Genomic DNA, 22,228 nt, shown 5'->3' with positions numbered 1-22,228 from the left:
TTACGTGTACTTCTTGATGAGGGTCTTCTCGATCGCCGCGACGACGAAGTACAGCGCGGCAGCGAGGATCAGGATCGCGAAGATGGCGACCCAGACACCGTTGATGTCGAAGAGGCTCCCCGAGACGGCGGACTTGTAGCCCAGTCCGGCGTTGGCCGAGACGAACTCGCCGCCGATGACGGCCACGAGAGCCAGACCGATGTTGATCTTGAAGGCGGCGACGATCCAGGGGATGGAGGTGGGCACGACGAGCTTCTGGAAGACCTGCCTGTGGGAGGCGCCCATCGATCTGATGAGACCCACGGATTGGCTGTCGACCTTGCGTGCGCCCTGGTACGCATTGAGCACGGCGATCACGAACGTCGCGAACGCGGCCAACACGATCTTCGAGGTCAGCCCCGATCCCAGCCAGATCACCAGCATCGGCCCCAGAGCGATCTTCGGCAGCGCATTGAAGACCACGAAGTAGGGGTCGAAGACCGCCTGGACGCGGGGGAAGAACCACAGGCCCCACCCAGAGAGCACGCCCAATGCGGTGCCGATCGCGAACCCCGCAAGGGTCGCCGACAACGTCGCCCAGACATCGGTCAGCAGGGAACCGTCCGCCAGGGACCTCGTCGCGGACTCGAGCACCTGCGCGGGTGACCCGAACAGGAACGTGTTCACAACGCCGAGGGAGGTCCCGATCTGCCACACGCCGAAGACGAATACGAGGATGCCGATGCGCCAGATGTTCGGGTAGAGCTGGCTCCGCCGCCACGCCGCCTTCTTGAGCGCTTCTGGGGCGGGGCCGCTCGCGGCATCCGTCACCGGTGCTGTCGCCGTGATAGCTGTCATCGTGTTCACCTTCGGCTCATCTGTACGTCGAGCAGGTCCCAGATCTGCGAGAACACCGCGGGGTACTCGCTGGCGGCGCGCGCCTGGGTCGTGGTGCCGTACTCACGGACCAGGCCCACGGGGATGTCGGCCTTCACGTAGGTCGGGCGCTTGGCCACCACCAGCACCCGGTCTGACATCGCGACGGCCTCGCCGATGTCGTGAGTGATCAGGATCGCGGACTTTCCGAGGTCGGTGAGAATGCTCAGGATCTCGTCCTCGAGCACGAGGCGTGTCTGATAGTCGAGTGCCGAGAAGGGCTCGTCGAGCAGCACCACCTCCGGCTCCATCGCCAGCGTGCGCATGAGCGCCACCCGCTGACGCATCCCGCCCGAGAGCGTTTCGGGCATCGCGTCGGCGAACTCCGACATGTTGAAGCGGGAAAGGTAGTCGAGTGACACGGCGCGACGCTCACGGCGGGTCTGTCCCTTGACCTCGAGCCCGAGTTCGATGTTCTCCGCGACGGTCCGCCACGGCAGCAGCAGGTCCTTCTGCATCATGTAGCCGAGGTGGGGACTGGGGCCCGTGACGGACTCACCGAGCACCGATATCGTGCCTGCCGTCGGCTCGAGGAGTCCGGCGATCATGTTGAACATCGTGCTCTTGCCGCAGCCGCTGGGACCGACGATGCTCACGAACTCTCCGTCGGCGACGCTGAACGACAGGTCCTTGATGACGGGTATCGGACGGAATGCGTCGTCGAGGTAGGCCTTGGCCACACCGACGGCGTCGATTGCAAGCATGAGGGGTATGCCTTTCTGAGTTCAGCGGAGGAACATCGGTCCGAGCGCATTGCCGGCGCGCTGCTGGACGATCTGGAAGCCGGCGTCGATGTTGTGCTCGAGCAGCTTCTTTCCGGTCTCGAGGTCGGATGCCAGGAGGGCGCGCAGGATGGCGAGGTGCTCCGTGATGGTGGCCTCCACGCGGTCTGCGGTGATGTAGTCATACATCCGAACGAGCCGGATCTTGGCGTTCACCGATCGCAGGCTCTCCACCAGCACCCGACTGCCAGAGGCGGTCAGGAGCTGCTCGTGGAACTCCTCGTCCATCAGGACGATGTCGGGGCTCGGCTCCGGACGATCGGCCCCCAGCGCGGCCCACTGATCGCAGAGGTCCCGGAGGATCGATTGATCGTGGTGCAGCGAGTCGCCGGCGGCGATGATGCGATCGATGCCCTGCCGCTCGATGATCCTCCGCAACTCGTAGAGCTCGCGGATCTCGGGAAGGTGCGGCACGGTCGGGTAGAAACCGTCTTCCTCGCGCCGGATCAGGCCGTCGGACTCCAGCCTCACCAGCGCTTGACGGAGCGGAGTGCGCGACACATCCAGCTCGACGGCGAGGCGACTCTCCACGAGGCGTCGGACCGGGCTCAGCTGGCCGGACATCAGCAGGTCACGCACGCCGCGGTAGGCGATGTCAGTCAGCAGGACGTGCCCGGGTGCTGTGTTCTGGTCTGTATTCATCACGGTATACAGTGCCGGATACAAGTTTCACCGGTGCGACGCGATGTTTCGCCGAGGTGAACTTACCCGCGTCGCGGGGTGCCGCTCACGAACCCGTGGAAGCATCGCCTCGACCCGCTCGCGCAGCGGTTGGCAGAGAAAGGGGACCTCATCTCATGGCGCTGGATGTCATCGCTCTCACGCAGGCGCTCGTCCGCCAACACACCGTTGACGCCGGGGAGGACGGCGCGCTCGAGATCGTCGCTCCAGTGCTCGATCGGGCGGGCTTCGCTCTCACCTCTGTTCCGTGGCAGCGCGGACGCTCCAACCTCGTCGCCACGTGGCGGGGTGGCGGACCGCTGGTGCTCTCCGGACATCTCGACACGGTTCCCTTCGGCGACACCGCGTGGGTGCACGACCCGCTGGGCGGCGACGTCGACAAGGGAAGGCTGTTCGGGCGCGGGGCAAGCGACATGAAGGGAGGGGTCGCCGCGATGGTACTCGCCGCGGTCGGCGCCGCCGGTCGCGGATCTTCCGGCTTCAGCCTGGCATTGACCGCCGGCGAAGAGACCGGTTGCGGCGGTGCGTCAGCGGTGCGCGCCGCCGGACTCCTGCGATCCGATTCGGTGTTCGTCATCGGGGAAGCTACCGGCAACGAGGTGCGTCTGGGCCACAAGGGCGCCACGTGGTTGCGACTGACGGCACGAGGAACAGCCGCCCACGGTTCCCGTCCCGACCTCGGTGTCAATGCGATCGAACGGCTTGCCGACGCGATCACAGCGTTGCGCCATCTCGGACACGGTGGGGAGCATCCATATCTCGGAAAGCGCTCGACCAACATCGGGACCATCTCGGGAGGCACGCAGACCAACCTGGTGCCCGACCTGGCATCAATGACGATCGACGTCCGTGGAGTGCCCGGCGCGGATGCCGACACCGTTCGTGTCGCCCTCGAGTCGTACGGGACGGTGGAGACGCTGCTCGACCTGGGCCCGGTATGGAGTGACCCCTCGTCCGCGTTGACCGGACGCATCATCGAGGCGGTGGCGACGGTGACCGGTACCCGCGCGGCGCCGTCGGGCGTCAGCTATTTCGCCGACGCCACCGTGCTCGACGGAACGGCGGCACGAAGCTACATCATCGGGCCCGGCGACATCGACCAGCCCCACAGGACCGACGAGTCCGTATCGACTGATCGACTGATCGAAGCCGTCGAGATCTATCGTGCCATCATCGAGCAGGTCGCACCCGCGGCTTCGCAGTAAGTTGGCACCGAGCTGGCACGTCACCTTTCGATCACCGCATCGCTCGATGCGCCGGTCTTCTTGTGCGACTGCCATTCGCCCTGACAGCGGGGATCGAGCGAGAACACCGCGCTCGCCGCAGTGGTTACCGGTGAACCAGGTGCTTCATGACGCGCGCAGACGTGATGCATCGAGATGCGGACACGACCCACACCCGATCCCCGTGGCCTCGACACGAGGGTCGGGACCACGGGGCTCCAGGGTGCGGGGGTCAGCCCTCCATGTAGACGCCGGTGAAGTCGATCCACCAGCTCTTGGGCTGCACGAAGCCCTTCACGGATGCCGACATCGCGCGCGGCGCCGTGTCGTTGGCCACGAACAGCCAGGCGGCGTCCTCGGTCACGACGTGGCCGACCTCGGTCAGCAGCGCGGCGCGCTCCTCGTCATCGACGGTCACGAGTGCCTGGTCGTACAGCGCCTCGGCTTCCTCGTTGCAGTAGCCGAAGAAGTTGCCCTCACACCCGAACCAGAAGCCCTTCCAGCTCGAGGGCTGTTCAAGACTGAACGCCTGGTTGGCAGCCTGCCATCCGGTGTCCCCGGCGCCGAGAGTCGCGTACATGCCGGAGAAGTCGACGGGCTGCCAAGTCGTGGGATGTGGTGTATCGGTGATCGTGTGATCCTTCGGTGGTTCGTGGTCAGGCTGAATCGCCCCGGGTCTCGTGGAGGGTCTGATTCCCCAAGAGGATGATGACTATGCCAGCACCGAGGAAGTATCCGCCGGAGCTTCGTGAGCGTGCGATGCGACTGGTTGCCGAGGCCCGGAAGGAGGATCCGGAGCTGTCGTTGAACGCGGCGGTGGTCCGGATCGGTCAGCGTGTCGGGGTGAACGCTGACACGCTGCGGGGCTGGTGCAAGCAGGCCGCGATCGACGCGGGCGAACGTCCCGGGACCACGACGAGCGGGGCTCAGCGCATCAAGGCGCTCGAGGCAGAGGTGCGAGAGTTGAAGCGGGCGAACGAGATTCTGTTGGCGGCGTCCTCGTTCTTCGCGCGGGAGCTCGACCCGCGGCTGCCGTGGTAGTTCAGTTCATCGACGATCATCGTGACCGGTTCGGGGTCGAGCCGATCTGCCGGGTGCTCCCCGCGCACGGCGTCAAGATCGCCCCGTCCGGTTACTACGCGTTCAAGACCCGGCCGACGTCAGCACGCGCAGAGAGAGATGCGGAGCTGGTCGTGCAGATCGAGCGGGTGTTCTGGGACCGCGGCCTTGGCCGCGGGATCAGCGGTGCCCGGAAGATCTGGCACCTCCTCAAGCGAGAAGGTGTCGTCGTGGCCCGCTGCACGGTCGAGCGCCTGATGCGTCAGCAGGGGCTGCGCGGCATTCGCCGCGGCAAGCAGTTCGTGACCACGAAGCCCGACGGCGCGTTGTTCCGTGCCCCGGATCACGTGCAGCGATGCTTCCACGCCGACCGCCCGAACGAGCTCTGGGTCGTCGACTTCACCTACGTTCCGATGTGGTCCGGGATAGCGTTCACCGCGTTCGTCACCGATGTCTACTCGCGGCGCATCGTGGGCTGGCGGACGATGAACCGGATGCCCACCGACCTGCCCCTGGACGCACTGGAGATGGCCCTCTGGGTGCGCGACCGCGCAGGTCAGGACGTCGCCGGTGTCATCCAACATTCCGATGCCGGCGCTCAATACACTGCGATCCGCTACGCAGAGCGGCTCGCGGACGTCGTGAGTATTTGGACCTGTGGGCACCACCGAGTACTGCGATTGGGCGCCACCGGATATTGAGGTTCAGCACCAGTGGGTATTGCCGGTGAGCACCACCCCGTGCGGCGTGATGCTCACCGGCGTCGTCGTCAGCTGGTCATCGCGGTATGTTCGCGCATGTTGGTGCTGCCGGTTTCGATCCAGAGGGTGTTGTGGACGGTGCGGTCCATGATCGCGTCGGCGTGGACCCCTGAGCCGAGGCGCCCGTGCCAGTCCTTCTTCGCATACTGGGTGCAGAACACCGTCGATGCGGAGTCGTAGCGGCGTTCGAGGAGCTCGAGGAGCATGCTGCGGACGTCATCGGTGGGCGGGTCGAGCAACCACTCGTCGATCACGAGGAGCGTGAACGCGGCATACTTGCGAAGCCACTTCTCCTTCCCCGCAGGCCGGTCTCGCGCCGCCGCCCAGGATTCCTCGAGGTCGGGCATGCGGATGTAGTGCGCGCGGTAGCGGTGGACGCAGGCCTGCTTCGCGAGCGCCGACCCCAGGTAGGACTTGCCCGATCCGGTGAACCCTTGGAAGACCACGTTCTGCTGCCGGGTGATGAATTGGCAGGTGCCGAGTTGCGCGATCACGCCCCGGTCCAGCCCGCGTTCCTCAACGAGGTCGACCCGACGCAGGTCGGCGTTCGGGTAACGCAGCCCTGCCCGTCGAATGAGTCCTTCGACCTTGGAGTGAGTGAACGCGGCGTGGGCATCATCGACAGCGATCTTGATGCGTTCCTCGAACACCATCCCGAGGGTCAGGGTGTCGTCCTGAACGTCGAGCGCGTCGACCAGCGACGCGACTCCCATCTCTCGCAGCTTCCGCTTCGTCTCGGTATCGAGGTGGCTCATCGGGTGCCTCCCGCGTAGTAGTCAGCGCCGCGAACATAGCCGGCCGGCTCTTCCCAGGTGGCCGGCTCGAACCTCGGTAGCCGTCTGCCGGTCTGGTCTTGGTTCGATTCCAGGATCGGCCGCAGGTGCGCATAGCGCGGCGACCGGACCCGGGAGGCCAGAGCGACGCGGGCGGCGGCTTCGACGCGGGCGGCGGAGTACCGGCGCGTCAGCCGCAGCACCGCCAGTGCTGCGTCCAGTCCCTGCTCCTCGACGGGCACGGACTCGAAGATCCGGTTCACGACCGTCGTGGTGTTCTCCCCGATCCGGCCCGCCCCTTCCCGGACCCGCTCGGGGTCCCACTGCCGGTAGCGGGGGCCGCCGGGCAGGTCGCTGTCGTGGGTGCGGTACTCGTTTACCATCCCGACCGGCGCGAGGACGTGGCTGGTGAGCCGTTCCTGCCCGGCGAACACCTCCAGCATGGTGTCGGTGACTCTCAGATCGACGGCGCGGCCGATGTGCGCATAGGGGACGGAGTAGAAGTTGCGCTCGAACACGACGTGCCCGTTCTTCTGGACCCGACGCCGGTAGACCCATCGCGAGATCTCGAACGGGACGGCCGGCAGGGACCGAAGCCTCGGCTTCTCCTCTGCCTCGAACACGCTCAACCGTGAGCCGGCGCGCTTCTGGAACGGCTCGGCGTTGAACGCTCTCACCCGATCGTAGACGGCGGCGCGCAGCTCCGGCAGACTCGCGAAGGTTCGGTCGCGGAGCGCGGCGATCACCCATGTCGCGATGTTCCCGACGGTGTTCTCAACACTCGCCTTGTCCGGCTCTTCGGATTTCCGGTGGGGGTGAGGCTCGCCGGGTGAGTTCGGGCGGGTAGGGGTCGAGGTCCCGGAGGATCAGTAGCGCCAACTGCTGCTCCAACCGAGGACCTCGACGTGTCTCACCATAGTTCGGGGTGCGCCGATGCGCGCTCTGCCGCTTGCCCGTGTTCCCGCTGCGATCTGCTGCTCGGTCTCGACGGCGTCCATGTCGAGGCGGTCGAGCGTCGCGACGGGTTGCTGGTGGTGACGGTCTCGAGCCCCGCGGCGCCGGCCGGTTGCCCGTCGTGCGGGGTGCTCGCTGTCGGTCGCGGTCGCCGCCGCCGCGTTCTTCACGACGTGCCCGGCGCGACGCGGGTGCGACTGATCTGGCGGCAGCGGGTGTGGCGTTGTGACGATCCCGACTGCATGAGGAGGACGTTCGTGGAGCAGGTCCCGACCCTGGTCGCCGCACGCGGGTCGATCACCATGCGCGCGGTGACGTGGGCGATCGGGCAGCTGCGCCGCGAGCACGCCACGATCGCGGGCCTGGCCCGACAGCTGGGCACGTCGTGGAAGACGGTGTGGCGGGCCGTTGAGCCCGAACTCGTCAAGCTGGCTGCCGACGAGTCCCGGTTCGAGAACGTCACCACCCTCGGCGTCGACGAGCACATCTGGCATCACGTCGACCCCCGCAAGCGCGGCCCGAAGGAGCTGACCGGGATGGTCGACCTGACCCGGGATGAGCACGGGCGCACCCGTGCCCGGCTGCTCGACCTCGTGCCGGGCAGATCGGGGAAGGCCTACGCGGCCTGGCTCGACGAGCGCGGCGACGCGTTCCGGAACAACGTGAAGGTCGCGGCGTTGGACCCGTTCGCCGGATACAAGACCGCGATCGACGACAAGCTCGAGGACGCCGTCGCGGTGCTCGACGCGTTCCACGTCGTCAAGCTCGGCACCGCCGCCGTCGACGAGGTCCGCCGACGTGTCCAGCAGGACACCCTCGGTCACCGCGGCCGGAAGGGCGATCCGCTCTACCGGATCCAGACCATCCTCCGCGCCGGCGCCGAGAACCTCACCGAGAAGCAGCGGGCACGGCTGGTCGCGGCGATCGAAGCCGCCCCCGCCCACGATGAGGTGTTCGTCGCGTGGCAGTGCGCGCAGCAGCTCCGCTCCGCCTATCACCAGAAGGACCTCGCCGAAGGGCGACGGATCGCCGAGAGAGTCGTCGACACGTTCCACACCTGCCCGATCCCCGAGATCGCCCGCCTCGGCCGCACCCTCCGCCGCTGGCGCGACGCGTTCCTGGCCTACTTCACCACCAGCCGGTCATCGAACGGCGGCACCGAGGCGGTGAACGGGATCATCGAGCTCCACCGCCGCCTCGCCCGCGGCTACCGAAACCGGCACAACTACCGCCTCCGCATGCTCCTCGCCGCCGGCGGCCTCACCCCATGACCCCCACCGGAAGTCCGAAGAGCCCGTTTTCCGTGTCTCCCCCGGGTCTAGCCGTCGGAGCGTCCCCGTCCTACGGTGAGCGGTGCGCGCACATGCGAAGGGGGACGAGATGGGCAAGGTGGTGATGTACGCCACGGTATCCGTGGACGGCTTCATCGCGGACCCGGACGACCAGCCCGGGCCGCTGTTCGATTGGCTGACCAGCGGTGACGTCCCGCTGGATGACAGCGGCATCCTGATGGTGTCGCACGAGTCCTACGAGTACACGCGGGCGTACTGGGATGAGATCGGTGTGACCGTCGTCGGCCGCCGTGTCTTCGATCTGACGGACGGCTGGGAGGGAAAGCCGCCGAGCGGCGTCGCGCACGTGGTCGTGGTGACTCATCGGCCGAAGCCGCCTGGGTGGGACCCTCAGGCGCCGTTCCATTTCGTCGACGGCATCGAGGCGGCCATCGCCAGGGCCCAGGAACTCGCGGGTGACAGGGTCGTCGAGGTCGCCGCCGGCGAGGTGGGCGGCCAGGCGCTCGCCGCTGGTCTGATCGACGAGGTGCGGATGGACGTCGTCCCCGTCGTGTTCGGGGAGGGCCGGCGCTTCTTCGGGTCGGCGCGGGAACAGCACCTGCTGGAAGATCCCGACGTCGTGATCCGGGGCGATCGGGTACTCCACCTTCGCTACCGGGTGCGGCGCTGACGGGGAAGGCCGAGGTCAGCCGCGGGACAGTCTCTCGACCTCGTCGAGCCAGACGGTCGGGTTGCCGTGATCGGCGGTCGCGCCCGGCTGCAGGTGGACCACGTACTCGGCGTTCCCGTGCGTGCCGATGATCGGCGACGCGATCAAGCCGTGTGTGCCGAGGCCTGCGTCCCACGCCGACCAGAGCACTGTGGCGACCGCGTCCGCTCGTCGGCCGGGGTCGGTGACGAGACCTTCGCGTACCCCTGTGCGGCCGACCTCGAACTGGGGTTTGATCAGCAGCACGATGTCGGCATCGGGAGCGGCGACCCCGGCGACGGCCGGCAGCACGTGGCCGAGTGAGATGAAGGACAGATCCCCCGTCACGATGCGCGGCGGGATCGGGATTCCGCTCGCCTCGGCGAGGATCTCCGGCGTCATGTAGCGGACGTTGAATCCCTCGATCGCGATGACCTCATCGTCCGCGGCGACGGTCGCCGCGAGCTGACCGTGTCCCACGTCGACCGCGATGACCGGCGTCGCTCCGCGTTCGCGCAGAACCTGAGTGAATCCCCCCGTCGAGGCGCCCATGTCGAGCGCTACGCGACCTGTGACGTCGATCCCGAACGCGTCGAGGCCGGCGAGGAGCTTGTGTGCGGCGCGGCTGACGTAGTGATCGGATGCCGCGACCTCGATGACAGCATCGTCGGCGACGCGCACCGATGACTTCACGACGGTCGCACCGTCGACCGACACCAGTCCGGCGTCGATGAGCTGGGCGGCGTGCGTGCGCGAGCGGGCCAGCCCCCGCGCGGCGACCGCCGCGTCGAGACGGCTCGTCATGCGTGGGTGTCGCGGGGGCCGGACTCCAGCCGGCGCGCGAGCTCGTCGTGCACGGCCGCGTACGCGGCGGCCCGCTCGCTCAGGGGCTGCCCCTCGATGACCTCGAGCGTGGACAGCAGGTCTTCGCGGCGCTCGCGGGGGTCTCCGGCATCCATCGACATGCCGTCCACGATACGCGCCCGCCGGTCAGGGGCGATGGAACGGATCCGCGTAGAGCCGTTCGGGGACGCGGAATCCGTAGATCGCGCGGCCCGTTCCCCAGATCGCCGCCGCGCCGGCGCGCACCAGATCGATAGGGCGCTCGCCCTCGGCGACGATGCGCACATCGGGGCCGTCGATCCGCACGGCGGCGGAGCCGACCGTCGTGACGTCGCCGCGGGTGACGACGTCCGGGTACGGCTCGTGCAGCTCGCGCAGGTCGCCCACGATGAACGTCGGTTGGGAGTGCTTCGGCGCCGCAAGGACGTGTTTGGGCCGGTCGATGCCGGTGAGCACGAGGACCGACGGGATGCCGGCGGCGTGTGCGCCGGCGATGTCGGTGTCGAGGCGGTCGCCGATGAACAAGGGACGCCGTGCGCCGAAACGCGCGACCGCCTCGTCGAAGATCGGGCGTTCGGGCTTGCCGGCGACGACGGCCAGCCGACCGACGGCGGTATGCACGGCGGAGACCAGGGTCCCGTTGCCCGGAGCGATCCCGCGCGACTGCGGAATCGTCCAATCGGTGTTGGTCGCGATCCAGGGGATCCCGCCTTCGTCCTCCGGCGTCGCGAGGGCGTAGGCGGCCTCCGCCAACTGCGCCCAGCCGACCTCGGGCGCAAAGCCCTGCACGACCGCAGCCGGCGCGTCGTCGGCGCTGCGGGTCACGCGGTACCCGGCACGCTCCAGTTCGAAGACGAGTCCGTCTCCCCCGACGACCAGCACGGTCGAGGCGGCCGGAATGCGGTCCGTCAGGAGCCGGACGGCAGCCTGCGGGCTCGTGACCACGTCTCCCGGCTCAGTGCGAAGACCGAGCTCACGCAGATGCGCGGCCACGACGGTGTCCCGACGGGACGCGTTGTTGGTGATGTAGCCGAGTCGACGACCCTCGGCAGCACGGTTCAGACTGTCGACGGCGTACGGCAGCGCGCCGTCACCGGCATAGACGACCCCGTCGAGGTCTGCGAGAACGAGGTCGATGCCCTCGAGCGGGGTGGGACGTGTCCGGGAGAGCAGCGGCATCAGGCCTCGGGCTCCCGGTGGTCCTCCTCGTCGGCGGGCGCCACGGGGTCGGCCACGTCGCTCGCAGGCGCCGCGGCGTCAGCGTCCGACTCGTCCGCGATCGCCACGCCGTCATCGTCCGCAGACTCGAGGTCGTCATCCGCCTCGCCCGGGTGCTCGCTCTCGAACGTCTCGGCTTCCGACTCGTCGGGGAGCTCTTCGATCTCCTCGACGACCAGGACCTCACGGTCGGCATCGAGAGCGTCGATCGCATCGCCGGCGATCTCGGCGCGGCGCTGCCATTCCTGCGCCTCGGCATCACGACCGAGCTCCTCGAGAACCGCCGCGCGGGCGGCGAAGAGCGCAGGGCTCCACGAGAACGCCCGGTCCGGGTCGAGTTCCGGGATGTCGAGCTCCTGGAGCGCACGGTCGGCCTGGCCGAGATCGAGGCGCGCGCCGGACATCGCAATCGCGAGCTCGACGCGTACGTCGACCGGCAGGCTCGCACGGTCCACGGCGCGCCCGACCTCGAGAGCGCGATCCGGACGGCCGACGCCCCGCTCGCTGTCCACCATCAGCGCGATCTGGTGGTCGCTGCCGGAGATCCGGCGGTACGTGCGCAGCTCGCGAAGGGCGAGCGCGAAGTCCCCGTTGGCGTACGCCGTGATCGCGACAGTCTCCCGGACGACGGCGATGCGGCCCGCCCGTCGGGATGCCGCGAGCGCGTGTTCGTGCGCGAGTGCGGGGTCCTCGTCGATGAGCTGCGCCGCCATCGCCAGGTGGCGTGCGACCTGCTCGGCGTTCTCTTTGCTCAGGGTCTTCAGCTCGTTGCGCGCCTGGCCGTTGAGATCGAAGGCAGTGACGTCGTCGGGGATCTCCGGGCCGGCCGACGACTGGCGACGATCGGAGTCCTGCGGAGGCCGCGAGGATCGACGGTCATCGCCGAAGGAACGACGCTCGCCGTCGCGGGGCGGGTACGACTTCCGCTCACCATCGCGCGGCGGGTACGACTTCCGCTCACCGTCGCGCGGCGGGTACGACTTCCGCTCGCCGTCGCGGGGCGGGTACGACTTCCGCTCGCCATCACGGGGCGGGTACGACTTCCGCTCGCCATCACGCGGCGGGTAAGAGCGACGCTGACCGTCACGGCCTGCGTAAGGCTTCCGCTCACCGTCACGCGGCGGGTACGACTTCCGCTCACCATCACGCGGCGGGTACGACTTCCGCTCACCATCACGCGGCGGGTACGACTTCCGCTCACCATCACGCGGAGGGTACGACTTCCGCTCACCATCACGCGGCGGGTACGACTTCCGCTCACCATCACGCGGCGGGTACGACTTCCGCTCACCATCACGCGGCGGGTACGACTTCCGCTCACCATCACGAGGCGGGTACGAGCGACGCTCGCCATCACGCGCAGCGTAAGGCTTCCGCTCACCGTCACGCGGCGCGTAGGGCCGCTTCTCGGCATCGCGCTTGGCGTACGGCTTACGCTCCGCGTCCCGGGGAGTGCTCGGCTTCCCGGCGTCCCGCTGCGGCCGGCTCTGGCGCGAGCGCGCGTCGGAGGACGAGTACCGGGGCTTGCCACCGTCGTTACGGGGGCGCTCTTCATCTGTCATCGGTCTCGGATCCTCTCACGTGCGTTAACGAGAAATGGCCACCCAACAATGGGTGGCCATTTCACGAAAGAAGTCCGGCGGTGTCCTACTCTCCCACAGGGTCCCCCCTGCAGTACCATCGGCGCTGAGAGGCTTAGCTTCCGGGTTCGGAATGTAACCGGGCGTTTCCCTCTCGCTATGGCCGCCGAAACACTATTGATGTTTCAGTCTGCACAACAAAGTCATTGTCATGCGGTTCTCGACCGTACATCGAGAACCACTCAGTGGACGCAAGCACCAAAAAACGGTGTGTTATCAAGTCATCGGCTTATTAGTACCAGTCAGCTGCACGTGTTGCCACGCTTCCACATCTGGCCTATCAACCCAGTAGTCTGGCTGGGAGCCTCTCGCCCGAAGGCATGGAAGTCTCATCTTGAGGCCGGCTTCCCGCTTAGATGCTTTCAGCGGTTATCCATCCCGAACGTAGCTAATCAGCGGTGCTCCTGGCGGAACAACTGACACACCAGAGGTTCGTCCAACCCGGTCCTCTCGTACTAGGGTCAGATCCTCTCAAACTTCCTGCGCGCGCAGCGGATAGGGACCGAACTGTCTCACGACGTTCTAAACCCAGCTCGCGTACCGCTTTAATGGGCGAACAGCCCAACCCTTGGGACCTACTCCAGCCCCAGGATGCGACGAGCCGACATCGAGGTGCCAAACCATGCCGTCGATATGGACTCTTGGGCAAGATCAGCCTGTTATCCCCGAGGTACCTTTTATCCGTTGAGCGACAGCGCTTCCACAAGCCACTGCCGGATCACTAGTCCCGACTTTCGTCCCTGCTCGACCTGTCAGTCTCACAGTCAAGCTCCCTTGTGCACTTACACTCGCCACCTGATTGCCAACCAGGTTGAGGGAACCTTTGGGCGCCTCCGTTACTTTTTGGGAGGCAACCGCCCCAGTTAAACTACCCATCAGGCACTGTCCCTGAACCGGATTACGGTTCTAAGTTAGATATCCAGAGTGACCAGAGTGGTATTTCAACAATGACTCCACAAGAACTGGCGTCCCTGCTTCAAAGTCTCCCACCTATCCTACACAAGCCACACCGAACACCAATACCAAACTATAGTAAAGGTCACGGGGTCTTTCCGTCCTGCTGCGCGTAACGAGCATCTTTACTCGTAATGCAATTTCGCCGAGTTCGCGGTTGAGACAGTTGGGAAGTCGTTACGCCATTCGTGCAGGTCGGAACTTACCCGACAAGGAATTTCGCTACCTTAGGATGGTTATAGTTACCACCGCCGTTTACTGGGGCTTAAATTCTCAGCTTCGCCTTGCGGCTAACCGGTCCTCTTAACCTTCCAGCACCGGGCAGGCGTCAGTCCGTATACATCGTCTTGCGACTTGGCACGGACCTGTGTTTTTAGTAAACAGTCGCTACCCACTAGTCTCTGCGGCCTCCAAACGCTTTCGGAGCAAGTCCTTATACGTCGAAGGCCCCCCTTCTCCCGAAGTTACGGGGGCATTTTGCCGAGTTCCTTAACCACGATTCTCTCGATCTCCTTGGTATTCTCTACCTGACCACCTGAGTCGGTTTGGGGTACGGGCGGCTAGAACCTCGCGTCGATGCTTTTCTTGGCAGCATAGGATCACCCACTTTTTATCCGCATCGTGTCTCAGCCTTGATGAGAGACGGATTTGCCTATCTCTCGGCCTACGCACTTGCCCCGGGACAACCATCGCCCGGGTTGGGCTACCTTCCTGCGTCACACCTGTTAATACGCTAACCGCACCAGAATGGGGTCGTACGCTAGGCCCAGAGCGTCACCCCGAAGGGATCAGTCACTGGGATTCAGATACTTAGCACTACTGGATTAGTTTGGGCGGTTCTTCGCCGGTACGGGAATATCAACCCGTTGTCCATCGACTACGCCTGTCGGCCTCGCCTTAGGTCCCGACTTACCCAGGGAAGATTAGCTTGACCCTGGAACCCTTGGTCTTTCGGAGGACGTGTTTCTCACACGTCTTTCGCTACTCATGCCTGCATTCTCACTCGTGTGGCCTCCACGGCTGGTTCACACCGCCGCTTCGCTGGCCACACGACGCTCTCCTACCCATCAACACGGCTGGACCACGAAGGCCTACCAATAATGTCAATGCCACAACTTCGGTGGCGTGCTTGAGCCCCGTTACATTGTCGGCGCGGAATCACTTGACCAGTGAGCTATTACGCACTCTTTCAAGGGTGGCTGCTTCTAAGCCAACCTCCTGGTTGTCAAGGCAACTCCACATCCTTTCCCACTTAGCACGCGCTTTGGGACCTTAGTTGGTGGTCTGGGTTGTTTCCCTCTCGACTATGAAGCTTATCCCCCACAGTCTCACTGCTGCGCTCTCACTTACCGGCATTCGGAGTTTGGCTGACGTCAGTAACCTTGTAGGGCCCATCGGCCATCCAGTAGCTCTACCTCCGGCAAGAAACACGCAACGCTGCACCTAAATGCATTTCGGAGAGAACCAGCTATCACGAAGTTTGATTGGCCTTTCACCCCTATCCACAGCTCATCCCCTCAGTTTTCAACCTAAGTGGGTTCGGTCCTCCACGACGTCTTACCGTCGCTTCAACCTGGCCATGGATAGATCACTTCGCTTCGGGTCTAGGACACGCGACTGAATCGCCCTATTCAGACTCGCTTTCGCTACGGCTACCCCTCACGGGTTAACCTCGCCACGTATCGCTAACTCGCAGGCTCATTCTTCAAAAGGCACGCTGTCACCCCTACTAAGGAGGCTCCAACGGTTTGTAAGCAAACGGTTTCAGGTACTATTTCACTCCCCTCCCGGGGTACTTTTCACCTTTCCCTCACGGTACTTGTCCGCTATCGGTCATCTGGGAGTATTTAGGCTTATCAGGTGGTCCTGACAGATTCACACGGGATTTCTCGGGCCCCGTGCTACTTGGGATACTCTTCGCGTCAAGAGAGGCATTTCGACTACGGGGTTGGCACCCTCTATGACCTGGCTTTCAATCCAGTTCGTCTATACCTTCTTGTAACGCCGGCTGCTCGGCAGAGCAGCCTGAAAAGTCCCACAACCCCGAATACGCAACTCCTGCCGGATATCACACGTACTCGGTTTAGCCTGTTCCGGTTTCGCTCGCCACTACTAACGGAATCGCGGTTGCTTTCTCTTCCTGTGGGTACTGAGATGTTTCACTTCCCCACGTTCCCTCTACCCGCCCTATATATTCAGGCGGGAGTCACTGGGTCGGCAAGCCGCCCAGCGGGGTTTCCCCATTCGGAGATCCTCGGATCAAAGTGTGCTTATCCACTCCCCGAGGCTTATCGCAGATTGCTACGTCCTTCTTCGGCTCCAGATGCCAAGGCATCCACCGTTTGCTCTTAAAGACTTGAAATCACATGAGTTTTATCAAGAATCGGTTCGGACCGAAGTCCGACTCGAAATTGACTAATGATCTTTAAGATCATCTATATGAACTGACTTGCGTCAGTTCAAAGATGCTCGCGTCCACTGTGTAGTTCTCAAAGTACGGGCGGTACCTTCCCCGCTTGCCGTGATGGCAATCAGAAAAGGTCCTGAGGTTCGTCTGCTCCCGATCCGTAGATCGGAGCGCATCCGGTCCCTCAGGACCCAACAGCGTGCATGTGTCGGCTGACTCGCATCGAACGTTTCCAGCTGCAAGCAGCGTACTGATTTCGATGTTCGTCTTCCGGCACCTTGTCAAATGTTCCACCCATGAGCTCCCTGCAGAGACATTCGCTCTGATCAGGGGCCTGGACACCCGAGGGTGCCAGATGCTCCTTAGAAAGGAGGTGATCCAGCCGCACCTTCCGGTACGGCTACCTTGTTACGACTTAGTCCTAATTACCGATCCCACCTTCGACGGCTCCCTCCACAAGGGTTGGGCCACCGGCTTCAGGTGTTACCGACTTTCATGACTTGACGGGCGGTGTGTACAAGACCCGGGAACGTATTCACCGCAGCGTTGCTGATCTGCGATTACTAGCGACTCCGACTTCATGAGGTCGAGTTGCAGACCTCAATCCGAACTGGGACCGGCTTTTTGGGATTCGCTCCACCTTGCGGTATTGCAGCCCTTTGTACCGGCCATTGTAGCATGCGTGAAGCCCAAGACATAAGGGGCATGATGATTTGACGTCATCCCCACCTTCCTCCGAGTTGACCCCGGCAGTATCCCATGAGTTCCCACCATTACGTGCTGGCAACATAGAACGAGGGTTGCGCTCGTTGCGGGACTTAACCCAACATCTCACGACACGAGCTGACGACAACCATGCACCACCTGTTTACGAGTGTCCAAAGAGTTCTACATTTCTGCAGCGTTCTCGTATATGTCAAGCCTTGGTAAGGTTCTTCGCGTTGCATCGAATTAATCCGCATGCTCCGCCGCTTGTGCGGGTCCCCGTCAATTCCTTTGAGTTTTAGCCTTGCGGCCGTACTCCCCAGGCGGGGAACTTAATGCGTTAGCTGCGTCACGGAATCCGTGGAATGGACCCCACAACTAGTTCCCAACGTTTACGGGGTGGACTACCAGGGTATCTAAGCCTGTTTGCTCCCCACCCTTTCGCTCCTCAGCGTCAGTTACGGCCCAGAGATCTGCCTTCGCCATCGGTGTTCCTCCTGATATCTGCGCATTCCACCGCTACACCAGGAATTCCAATCTCCCCTACCGCACTCTAGTCTGCCCGTACCCACTGCAGGCCCGAGGTTGAGCCTCGGGTTTTCACAGCAGACGCGACAAACCGCCTACGAGCTCTTTACGCCCAATAATTCCGGATAACGCTTGCGCCCTACGTATTACCGCGGCTGCTGGCACGTAGTTAGCCGGCGCTTTTTCTGCAGGTACCGTCACTTTCGCTTCTTCCCTGCTAAAAGAGGTTTACAACCCGAAGGCCGTCGTCCCTCACGCGGCGTTGCTGCATCAGGCTTGCGCCCATTGTGCAATATTCCCCACTGCTGCCTCCCGTAGGAGTCTGGGCCGTGTCTCAGTCCCAGTGTGGCCGGTCACCCTCTCAGGCCGGCTACCCGTCGACGCCTTGGTGAGCCATTACCTCACCAACTAGCTGATAGGCCGCGAGCTCATCCCTGACCGAAATTCTTTCCAGCTGCTGAAGATGCCTTCGCAGCTCGTATCCGGTATTAGACGCCGTTTCCAGCGCTTATCCCAGAGTCAGGGGCAGATTGCTCACGTGTTACTCACCCGTTCGCCACTGATCCAGAGAGCAAGCTCTCTTTCACCGTTCGACTTGCATGTGTTAAGCACGCCGCCAGCGTTCATCCTGAGCCAGGATCAAACTCTCCGTAAAAGAATGTTGCTGCGATCGGACCGGAATAGGTTCGACCGAGCGAGTTTGATCTGACCAAATGAATGTCATTGCTGACTATCCGTTGCCGACCCGAAGGTCGGACTTTGATCCAAAGGAATCTCTTCCAGCCGAAGCTGGAACGAGGTTATTTGGCATTTGACAAGTGCACGCTGTTGAGTTCTCAAGGATCGGATGCTCCTGCTGTTCGGCTTCTCAGCTTCACCCGCAGGGCAACTTCTCTATCTTATACTTCGTGATCCGCTTGTCAAATCGGCGTTTCGCGACTCGAAGTCGAGAGCAGCTGTCAGTGACGACATCTCACGAAGCTAGATCGGGTGCCCTGCGTCTCAGCGTTTCAGCCGGCCCGCGGGGCAACTTCTCTATCGTATCCCTCTCGCTCAGCATGTCAAATCGGCTGTCCGTGACTGTTTTCGGCGTCTCCGGCAGCACTCATCGACAAGCATTCGAGGAGTGGGAACCTCCAGTTTAGACCCGGGGGCCCGGCGCACTCAAGGAGTGGCCTTTAAACTGGGGGGTGGTTCTCCGCTTGAGGGGGGTAAGGCTCTCGGCCTCTCCGCTTCCCTGTGGGGCGAACAAGTAATAAGTTACGCGGGCCTCGCGAGTTGGGCAAATCCGGCCCGCATCCCGGGCGTGTCGCCGTCGTCCCCGCATGTTTCCGCGGTTTCGCGCTCTGGTGTCGTCTGCGGGCGATGACTACCCTCGGGCCATGGATGATTCCGGCGCCGTCGCGGCCCGGGTACCGCTGGCCGCACGTCTGGATGTGGGTGGCCTCGCCGCGCGGAGTGTCTTCGACGCCGCAGCGGCCGCGGCGCGGATCGCATGCGGCGGTGAGCCGGGTCTCGACCCTGTCCGCATCGCGACGGCGTACTCGAGCGAGCGGCACCTGCGCATCGACGGCAGCCAGCCCGACGCGTTCGCTCCCCTGTCCGGGTTCTTCCGCACCGCCGACGGGTGGGTGCGCACACACGGCAACTACCCGCACCACGCCGCCGCGCTACGGGAAGGCCTGGGGCTGTCGGCCGAGGACGGCCGCGAGGATGTGGCCGCCGTCCTTGCCGGACTGGAGGCCGGGGAGGCGTCCCGCCGGATCGCGTCGACCGGGGGGATGTGCGCCACGGTGCGTCCAGAAGACCCCGTCCTCGACGCGCGCCTGCGGACTGCGCCGCTCGTCGCCGATCGCCGGCTGGGTGACGGCCGACCGCGACCGCTCCCCCGCCCCACGCCCGCGGCCCCGCTCTCGGGAATCCGGGTGCTCGACCTGACCCGGGTGATCGCCGGCCCTGTCGCCACCCGCACCCTCGCCCTGCTCGGCGCCGACGTGCTGCGGATCGATCCCCCACGGATGCCGGAGATCCCCGCGCAGCACCTGGACACCGGGCACGGCAAGCGGTCGGCTCTGCTCGACCTCGCATCAGGACCCGGCGCCGCCCGGTTCGCCGAACTGCTGGCATCCGCCGACGTCGTCGTCCTCGGCTACCGTCCCGTCGCACTCGACCGGCTCGGCCTGGCCCCTGCCGCCCTGGCCGCACGGCGGCCGAGCGTCATCGTCGGCCGCCTCTCCGCGTGGGGAGAGCCTGACACCCGCGGATTCGACAGCATCGTCCAGGCGGCCAGCGGAATAGCGATGATCGAATCCACCGACGGCGAGACGCCGGGTGTGCTGCCGGCGCAGGCGCTCGATCACTCGGCGGGCTACCTCCTGGCCGCCGGCATCATCCGCCTTCTGGAACGCCGCTCGACCGAAGGCGGCAGCTGGATGGCCGAGACGAGTCTGCGGCGCGTCGCCGCGGAGCTTCTCGGGATGCCGCGCACGGCCGGCGACGTCTCCCCGGCGTCCTCCGATCCCCGGGGGCACACGCAGAGCTTCCGCGTCGCGGGACACGACGTCGTCACCGCCGCACCGGCAGTGCGCTACGTCGGCGGTCCGGAGGATTACGCGGCCCCGCGTCCGTGGGGTGAGGACGAACCCGCGTGGCGCGGATGAGCCTCAGCGGCGACGCAGCACCTGGACCACGACGCAGAGCACAAGCGTGACAGAACCCCACACCGCGCAGGCAGGCGGCAGGACGAGGTAACCGAGATGCTGCGGCGTGAAACCGTCGGTGAACGGCCCGAGCGCTGCGAGCCCGGCAAGCCACGCGGCCGCCAGGATGACGGGGAGCGACAGCCACCATGCCCACCGGACGCCGGCAGGCAGCACGCGGTCGACGACGTCGTCGCGATGTCGTCGCACGAGCCACACGGCAGACCAGGTCGCGATCACCGCGACCCCGAACACGCTCGACCCGTGCTGGATCCATTTGTAGCCCGGCAGCGATCCCCATTCCGCAGCGAGCGCCGGAAGCACCTGCACTCCCCAGCGTCCTTCGTGCGTGAACGCGTCCCACACGACGTGCGAGACGACGCCGAGCAGCAGCGAGACCGCCACGAGGGTGAGCCGGGTCGAGGCATCCCGCCAGGCCGGACGGCGAGGGCCGGAGCGCTGCCGGCGAAGCGTGTGGACGATGTCCGGGCCGACGGCATCCCACTCCCGCGGCAGACGCGCGGCAAGCCGGCGCGGGCTGAGCTCGCGCACCGCGGGACGAAGGACGGCCCACCAGACGAGCAGCAGGACCAGGGCGATCAGCGCGGTCAGGAGGACGTTCGTGTGGGTGAGGTGGTAGGTCAGCGGCGTCCCGCGGACGAACAGCGGAAGATCGGGGGTCATCGCGCCGACGGCGATCGCGGCAGGCAGGAGCGGAGTGCGCAGGAACGGAAGCGCGATCACCGCGTGTGCCGGCGTGAACGGCATCCGGCGGCTCAGTCCTGGGTGACGAGCACGCCCGCGAGGCTCTTCTTGCCACGGCGCAGGATGGAGACGCCACCCGGCAGCGCGCCGGTGACGACGGCCGCTTCGTCGGCGACCTTGACGCCGTCCAGTGCGACGCCGCCTTGCGCGATCGCGCGCCGGCCCTCGCTGAGGCTCGCCACGAGTCCCGTGTCGACGAGGGCTTGCACGACGGACGTTCCGATCGGAGCGTCGGCATGGGGCAGTTCCTCGAGCGCGGTGCGCAGCGTCTCGGCATCCAGCGTCGTCAGGTCGCCTTGGCCGAAGAGGGCCTCGGATGCCGCGATGACCTTCGCCGTGGCGTCGAGTCCGTGCACGGTCGCCGTCACCTCCAGCGCGAGCCGCTTCTGCGCGGCGCGGCGGAAGGGCTCCTCCGCGACGAGCTTCTCGTAGTCGGCGATCTCCGCACTCGTCAGGAACGTGAAGACCTTGAGCCGGGAGATGACGTCGGCGTCGTCGGTGTTGAGCCAGAACTGGTACATCCGGTACGGGCTGCACATGGCCGGGTCGAGCCAGATCGCGTTGCCCTCGCTCTTGCCGAACTTGGTGCCGTCGCTGTTCGTGATCAGCGGCGTGCCGATCGCGTGCACGGCGGCGCCCTCGACGCGATGGATGAGATCCACTCCGCTCGTGAGGTTCCCCCATTGATCGCTGCCGCCGGTCTGGAGCATGCAGTCGTACGACCGGAAGAGCTCGAGGTAGTCCAGGCCCTGGAGGATCTGGTAGCTGAACTCGGTGTAGCTGATGCCCGCGTCGGAATTGAGCCGTGCCGCGACGGCATCCTTCTTCAGCATCGTGCCGACGCGGTAGTGCTTGCCGATCTCGCGCAGGAAGTCGATGGCCGACAGCGGCGCGGTCCAGTCGAGGTTGTTGACCACGCGCGCGGCGTTGTCACCCTCGAAGCTCAGGAACCGCTCGATCTGGGAGCGGAGGTAGCCGACCCACTCCGCGACGGTGTCCTTCGTGTTGAGCGTGCGCTCGGCCGAGGGCCGCGGGTCGCCGATGAGTCCCGTGGACCCGCCGACGAGCCCGAGCGGCTTGTGGCCGGCCAGTTGCAGGCGTCGCAGCAGCAGAAGCTGGACCAGGTTTCCGAGATGCAGGCTCGGGGCTGTGGGATCGAAGCCGCAGTAGTACGTGATCGGCTCTCCGCCGAGCAATGCGCGCAGGGCATCCTGATCGGTGGACACATGGACCAGACCGCGCCAGACCACCTCGTCCCACACGTTCTCGAACGCGGGATCGTTGGCGACGACGGCAGTCGTCAAGGCTTCGGATGACACGCGATTCAGGCTATCAGCGGCG

General features: G+C 65.1%; 18 protein-coding genes, 3 rRNA genes and 1 other annotated feature. Of the genes, 6 read left to right on the top strand and 15 right to left on the bottom strand.

The window, feature by feature from the left end:
• From BR85_RS00880 to BR85_RS00870, 3 genes are read right to left on the bottom strand one after another with little or no spacing between them, the layout of a single operon-like run.
• Complete coding sequence (locus tag BR85_RS00880) at positions 1 to 837, bottom strand: ABC transporter permease (protein WP_155947978.1); 837 nt, start codon at positions 835 to 837, stop codon at positions 1 to 3.
• Between the two features lie 5 nt (positions 838 to 842).
• Positions 843 to 1,619 (bottom strand): ABC transporter ATP-binding protein, encoded by a 777-nt coding sequence (locus BR85_RS00875; RefSeq protein WP_028496908.1) that lies wholly within the window; start codon positions 1,617 to 1,619, stop codon positions 843 to 845.
• Positions 1,620 to 1,640: 21 nt separating this feature from the next.
• A complete protein-coding gene (locus BR85_RS00870; protein WP_028496909.1) occupies positions 1,641 to 2,339 on the bottom strand; it encodes a GntR family transcriptional regulator in 699 nt (232 codons plus the stop codon).
• Positions 2,340 to 2,494: 155 nt separating this feature from the next.
• Here BR85_RS00870 and BR85_RS00865 point away from each other — a divergent pair, with 155 nt between their 5' ends.
• Entirely contained in the window at positions 2,495 to 3,583 is a 1,089-nt protein-coding gene (locus BR85_RS00865; RefSeq protein ID WP_028496910.1) for a M20 family metallopeptidase, read from the top strand.
• 250 nt (positions 3,584 to 3,833) lie between these two features.
• Here the strand turns inward: BR85_RS00865 and BR85_RS00860 are convergent, their stop codons facing one another.
• A complete protein-coding gene (locus BR85_RS00860) occupies positions 3,834 to 4,181 on the bottom strand; it encodes a hypothetical protein (RefSeq protein ID WP_028496911.1) in 348 nt (115 codons plus the stop codon).
• A gap of 134 nt (positions 4,182 to 4,315) precedes the next feature.
• Between BR85_RS00860 and BR85_RS00855 the strand changes: the two genes are divergently transcribed.
• Both BR85_RS00855 and BR85_RS00850 read left to right on the top strand, forming a co-directional pair.
• Complete coding sequence (locus BR85_RS00855) at positions 4,316 to 4,642, top strand: transposase (RefSeq protein ID WP_028496912.1); 327 nt, start codon at positions 4,316 to 4,318, stop codon at positions 4,640 to 4,642.
• Positions 4,600 to 4,728: a sequence feature (AL1L pseudoknot), on the top strand. It overlaps the preceding gene by 43 nt.
• Positions 4,636 to 5,361, top strand: a complete 726-nt coding sequence (locus tag BR85_RS00850; RefSeq protein WP_051526370.1) for an IS3 family transposase — start codon at positions 4,636 to 4,638, stop codon at positions 5,359 to 5,361. It overlaps the preceding feature by 93 nt. The genes BR85_RS00855 and BR85_RS00850 overlap by 7 nt, the downstream gene beginning before the upstream one ends.
• A 68-nt stretch (positions 5,362 to 5,429) precedes the next feature.
• Here the strand turns inward: BR85_RS00850 and BR85_RS00845 are convergent, their stop codons facing one another.
• Complete coding sequence (locus tag BR85_RS00845; RefSeq protein ID WP_028496913.1) at positions 5,430 to 6,176, bottom strand: ATP-binding protein; 747 nt, start codon at positions 6,174 to 6,176, stop codon at positions 5,430 to 5,432.
• Positions 6,173 to 6,940 carry a Mu transposase domain-containing protein gene (locus tag BR85_RS00840; RefSeq protein ID WP_197018629.1) on the bottom strand — a complete coding sequence of 256 codons (768 nt, stop codon included), beginning with the start codon at positions 6,938 to 6,940 and terminating at the stop codon, positions 6,173 to 6,175. Before BR85_RS00840 ends, BR85_RS00845 begins: the two co-directional genes overlap by 4 nt.
• A 159-nt stretch (positions 6,941 to 7,099) precedes the next feature.
• On the opposite strand from BR85_RS00840, the gene BR85_RS00835 reads away from it, so the two are divergent.
• Entirely contained in the window at positions 7,100 to 8,419 is a 1,320-nt protein-coding gene (locus BR85_RS00835) for an ISL3 family transposase (RefSeq protein WP_424960579.1), read from the top strand.
• Positions 8,420 to 8,528: 109 nt separating this feature from the next.
• Complete coding sequence (locus BR85_RS00830) at positions 8,529 to 9,110, top strand: dihydrofolate reductase family protein (RefSeq protein ID WP_028496915.1); 582 nt, start codon at positions 8,529 to 8,531, stop codon at positions 9,108 to 9,110.
• A gap of 15 nt (positions 9,111 to 9,125) precedes the next feature.
• Here the strand turns inward: BR85_RS00830 and BR85_RS00825 are convergent, their stop codons facing one another.
• The 7 genes from BR85_RS00825 to BR85_RS00800 form a co-directional block, all read right to left on the bottom strand.
• Positions 9,126 to 9,932 carry a TlyA family RNA methyltransferase gene (locus BR85_RS00825; RefSeq protein WP_028496916.1) on the bottom strand — a complete coding sequence of 269 codons (807 nt, stop codon included), beginning with the start codon at positions 9,930 to 9,932 and terminating at the stop codon, positions 9,126 to 9,128.
• The gene (locus BR85_RS15340; protein WP_155947981.1) at positions 9,929 to 10,093 is read right to left on the bottom strand and encodes a hypothetical protein; all 165 of its coding nucleotides are present in this window, start codon (positions 10,091 to 10,093) and stop codon (positions 9,929 to 9,931) included. The genes BR85_RS00825 and BR85_RS15340 overlap by 4 nt, the downstream gene beginning before the upstream one ends.
• A 25-nt stretch (positions 10,094 to 10,118) precedes the next feature.
• Positions 10,119 to 11,150: an HAD-IIA family hydrolase gene (locus BR85_RS00820; RefSeq protein ID WP_028496917.1), complete on the bottom strand. Its 1,032-nt coding sequence runs from the start codon at positions 11,148 to 11,150 to the stop codon at positions 10,119 to 10,121.
• Positions 11,150 to 12,751: a primosomal protein gene (locus tag BR85_RS15585; protein WP_231565521.1), complete on the bottom strand. Its 1,602-nt coding sequence runs from the start codon at positions 12,749 to 12,751 to the stop codon at positions 11,150 to 11,152. The genes BR85_RS00820 and BR85_RS15585 overlap by 1 nt, the downstream gene beginning before the upstream one ends.
• A gap of 72 nt (positions 12,752 to 12,823) precedes the next feature.
• Positions 12,824 to 12,940 (bottom strand): 5S ribosomal RNA (rrf, locus tag BR85_RS00810).
• A 101-nt stretch (positions 12,941 to 13,041) separates the two neighbouring features.
• Positions 13,042 to 16,145: ribosomal RNA gene (locus BR85_RS00805) — 23S ribosomal RNA — on the bottom strand.
• Between the two features lie 411 nt (positions 16,146 to 16,556).
• A 16S ribosomal RNA gene (locus BR85_RS00800) occupies positions 16,557 to 18,078 on the bottom strand.
• Together the 16S, 23S and 5S rRNA genes form the textbook arrangement of a ribosomal RNA operon.
• Positions 18,079 to 18,805: 727 nt before the next feature.
• Here BR85_RS00800 and BR85_RS00795 point away from each other — a divergent pair.
• On the top strand, positions 18,806 to 20,083 hold the full coding sequence (locus tag BR85_RS00795; RefSeq protein WP_051526371.1) for a CoA transferase: 1,278 nt from the start codon (positions 18,806 to 18,808) through the stop codon (positions 20,081 to 20,083).
• A 3-nt stretch (positions 20,084 to 20,086) separates the two neighbouring features.
• Here BR85_RS00795 and BR85_RS00790 read toward each other — a convergent pair whose 3' ends face one another.
• Both BR85_RS00790 and tyrS read right to left on the bottom strand, forming a co-directional pair.
• On the bottom strand, positions 20,087 to 20,890 hold the full coding sequence (locus BR85_RS00790) for a DUF4184 family protein (protein ID WP_028496919.1): 804 nt from the start codon (positions 20,888 to 20,890) through the stop codon (positions 20,087 to 20,089).
• Between the two features lie 8 nt (positions 20,891 to 20,898).
• Positions 20,899 to 22,206, bottom strand: coding sequence for a tyrosine--tRNA ligase (gene tyrS / locus BR85_RS00785; protein ID WP_028496920.1), 1,308 nt, complete (start codon positions 22,204 to 22,206; stop codon positions 20,899 to 20,901).
• Positions 22,207 to 22,228: the final 22 nt, after the last annotated feature.

The organism is Microbacterium sp. UNCCL10, from assembly GCF_000746195.1.
Lineage (GTDB): Bacteria > Actinomycetota > Actinomycetes > Actinomycetales > Microbacteriaceae > Microbacterium > Microbacterium saccharophilum.
Note: the sequence above shows the minus strand (reverse complement) of the source record. Positions and strands in the feature narration are given on the sequence as shown.

Coding starts and splice junctions, on each gene's coding strand:
- BR85_RS00880 (WP_155947978.1), bottom strand. CDS start 837: ATGACAGCTATCACGGCGACAGCACCGGTGACGGATGCCGCGAGCGGC.
- BR85_RS00875 (WP_028496908.1), bottom strand. CDS start 1,619: ATGCTTGCAATCGACGCCGTCGGTGTGGCCAAGGCCTACCTCGACGAC.
- BR85_RS00870 (WP_028496909.1), bottom strand. CDS start 2,339: ATGAATACAGACCAGAACACAGCACCCGGGCACGTCCTGCTGACTGAC.
- BR85_RS00865 (WP_028496910.1), top strand. CDS start 2,495: ATGGCGCTGGATGTCATCGCTCTCACGCAGGCGCTCGTCCGCCAACAC.
- BR85_RS00860 (WP_028496911.1), bottom strand. CDS start 4,181: ATGTACGCGACTCTCGGCGCCGGGGACACCGGATGGCAGGCTGCCAAC.
- BR85_RS00855 (WP_028496912.1), top strand. CDS start 4,316: ATGCCAGCACCGAGGAAGTATCCGCCGGAGCTTCGTGAGCGTGCGATG.
- BR85_RS00845 (WP_028496913.1), bottom strand. CDS start 6,176: ATGAGCCACCTCGATACCGAGACGAAGCGGAAGCTGCGAGAGATGGGA.
- BR85_RS00830 (WP_028496915.1), top strand. CDS start 8,529: ATGGGCAAGGTGGTGATGTACGCCACGGTATCCGTGGACGGCTTCATC.
- BR85_RS00825 (WP_028496916.1), bottom strand. CDS start 9,932: ATGACGAGCCGTCTCGACGCGGCGGTCGCCGCGCGGGGGCTGGCCCGC.
- BR85_RS15340 (WP_155947981.1), bottom strand. CDS start 10,093: ATGTCGATGGATGCCGGAGACCCCCGCGAGCGCCGCGAAGACCTGCTG.
- BR85_RS00820 (WP_028496917.1), bottom strand. CDS start 11,150: ATGCCGCTGCTCTCCCGGACACGTCCCACCCCGCTCGAGGGCATCGAC.
- BR85_RS15585 (WP_231565521.1), bottom strand. CDS start 12,751: ATGACAGATGAAGAGCGCCCCCGTAACGACGGTGGCAAGCCCCGGTAC.
- BR85_RS00795 (WP_051526371.1), top strand. CDS start 18,806: ATGGATGATTCCGGCGCCGTCGCGGCCCGGGTACCGCTGGCCGCACGT.
- BR85_RS00790 (WP_028496919.1), bottom strand. CDS start 20,890: ATGCCGTTCACGCCGGCACACGCGGTGATCGCGCTTCCGTTCCTGCGC.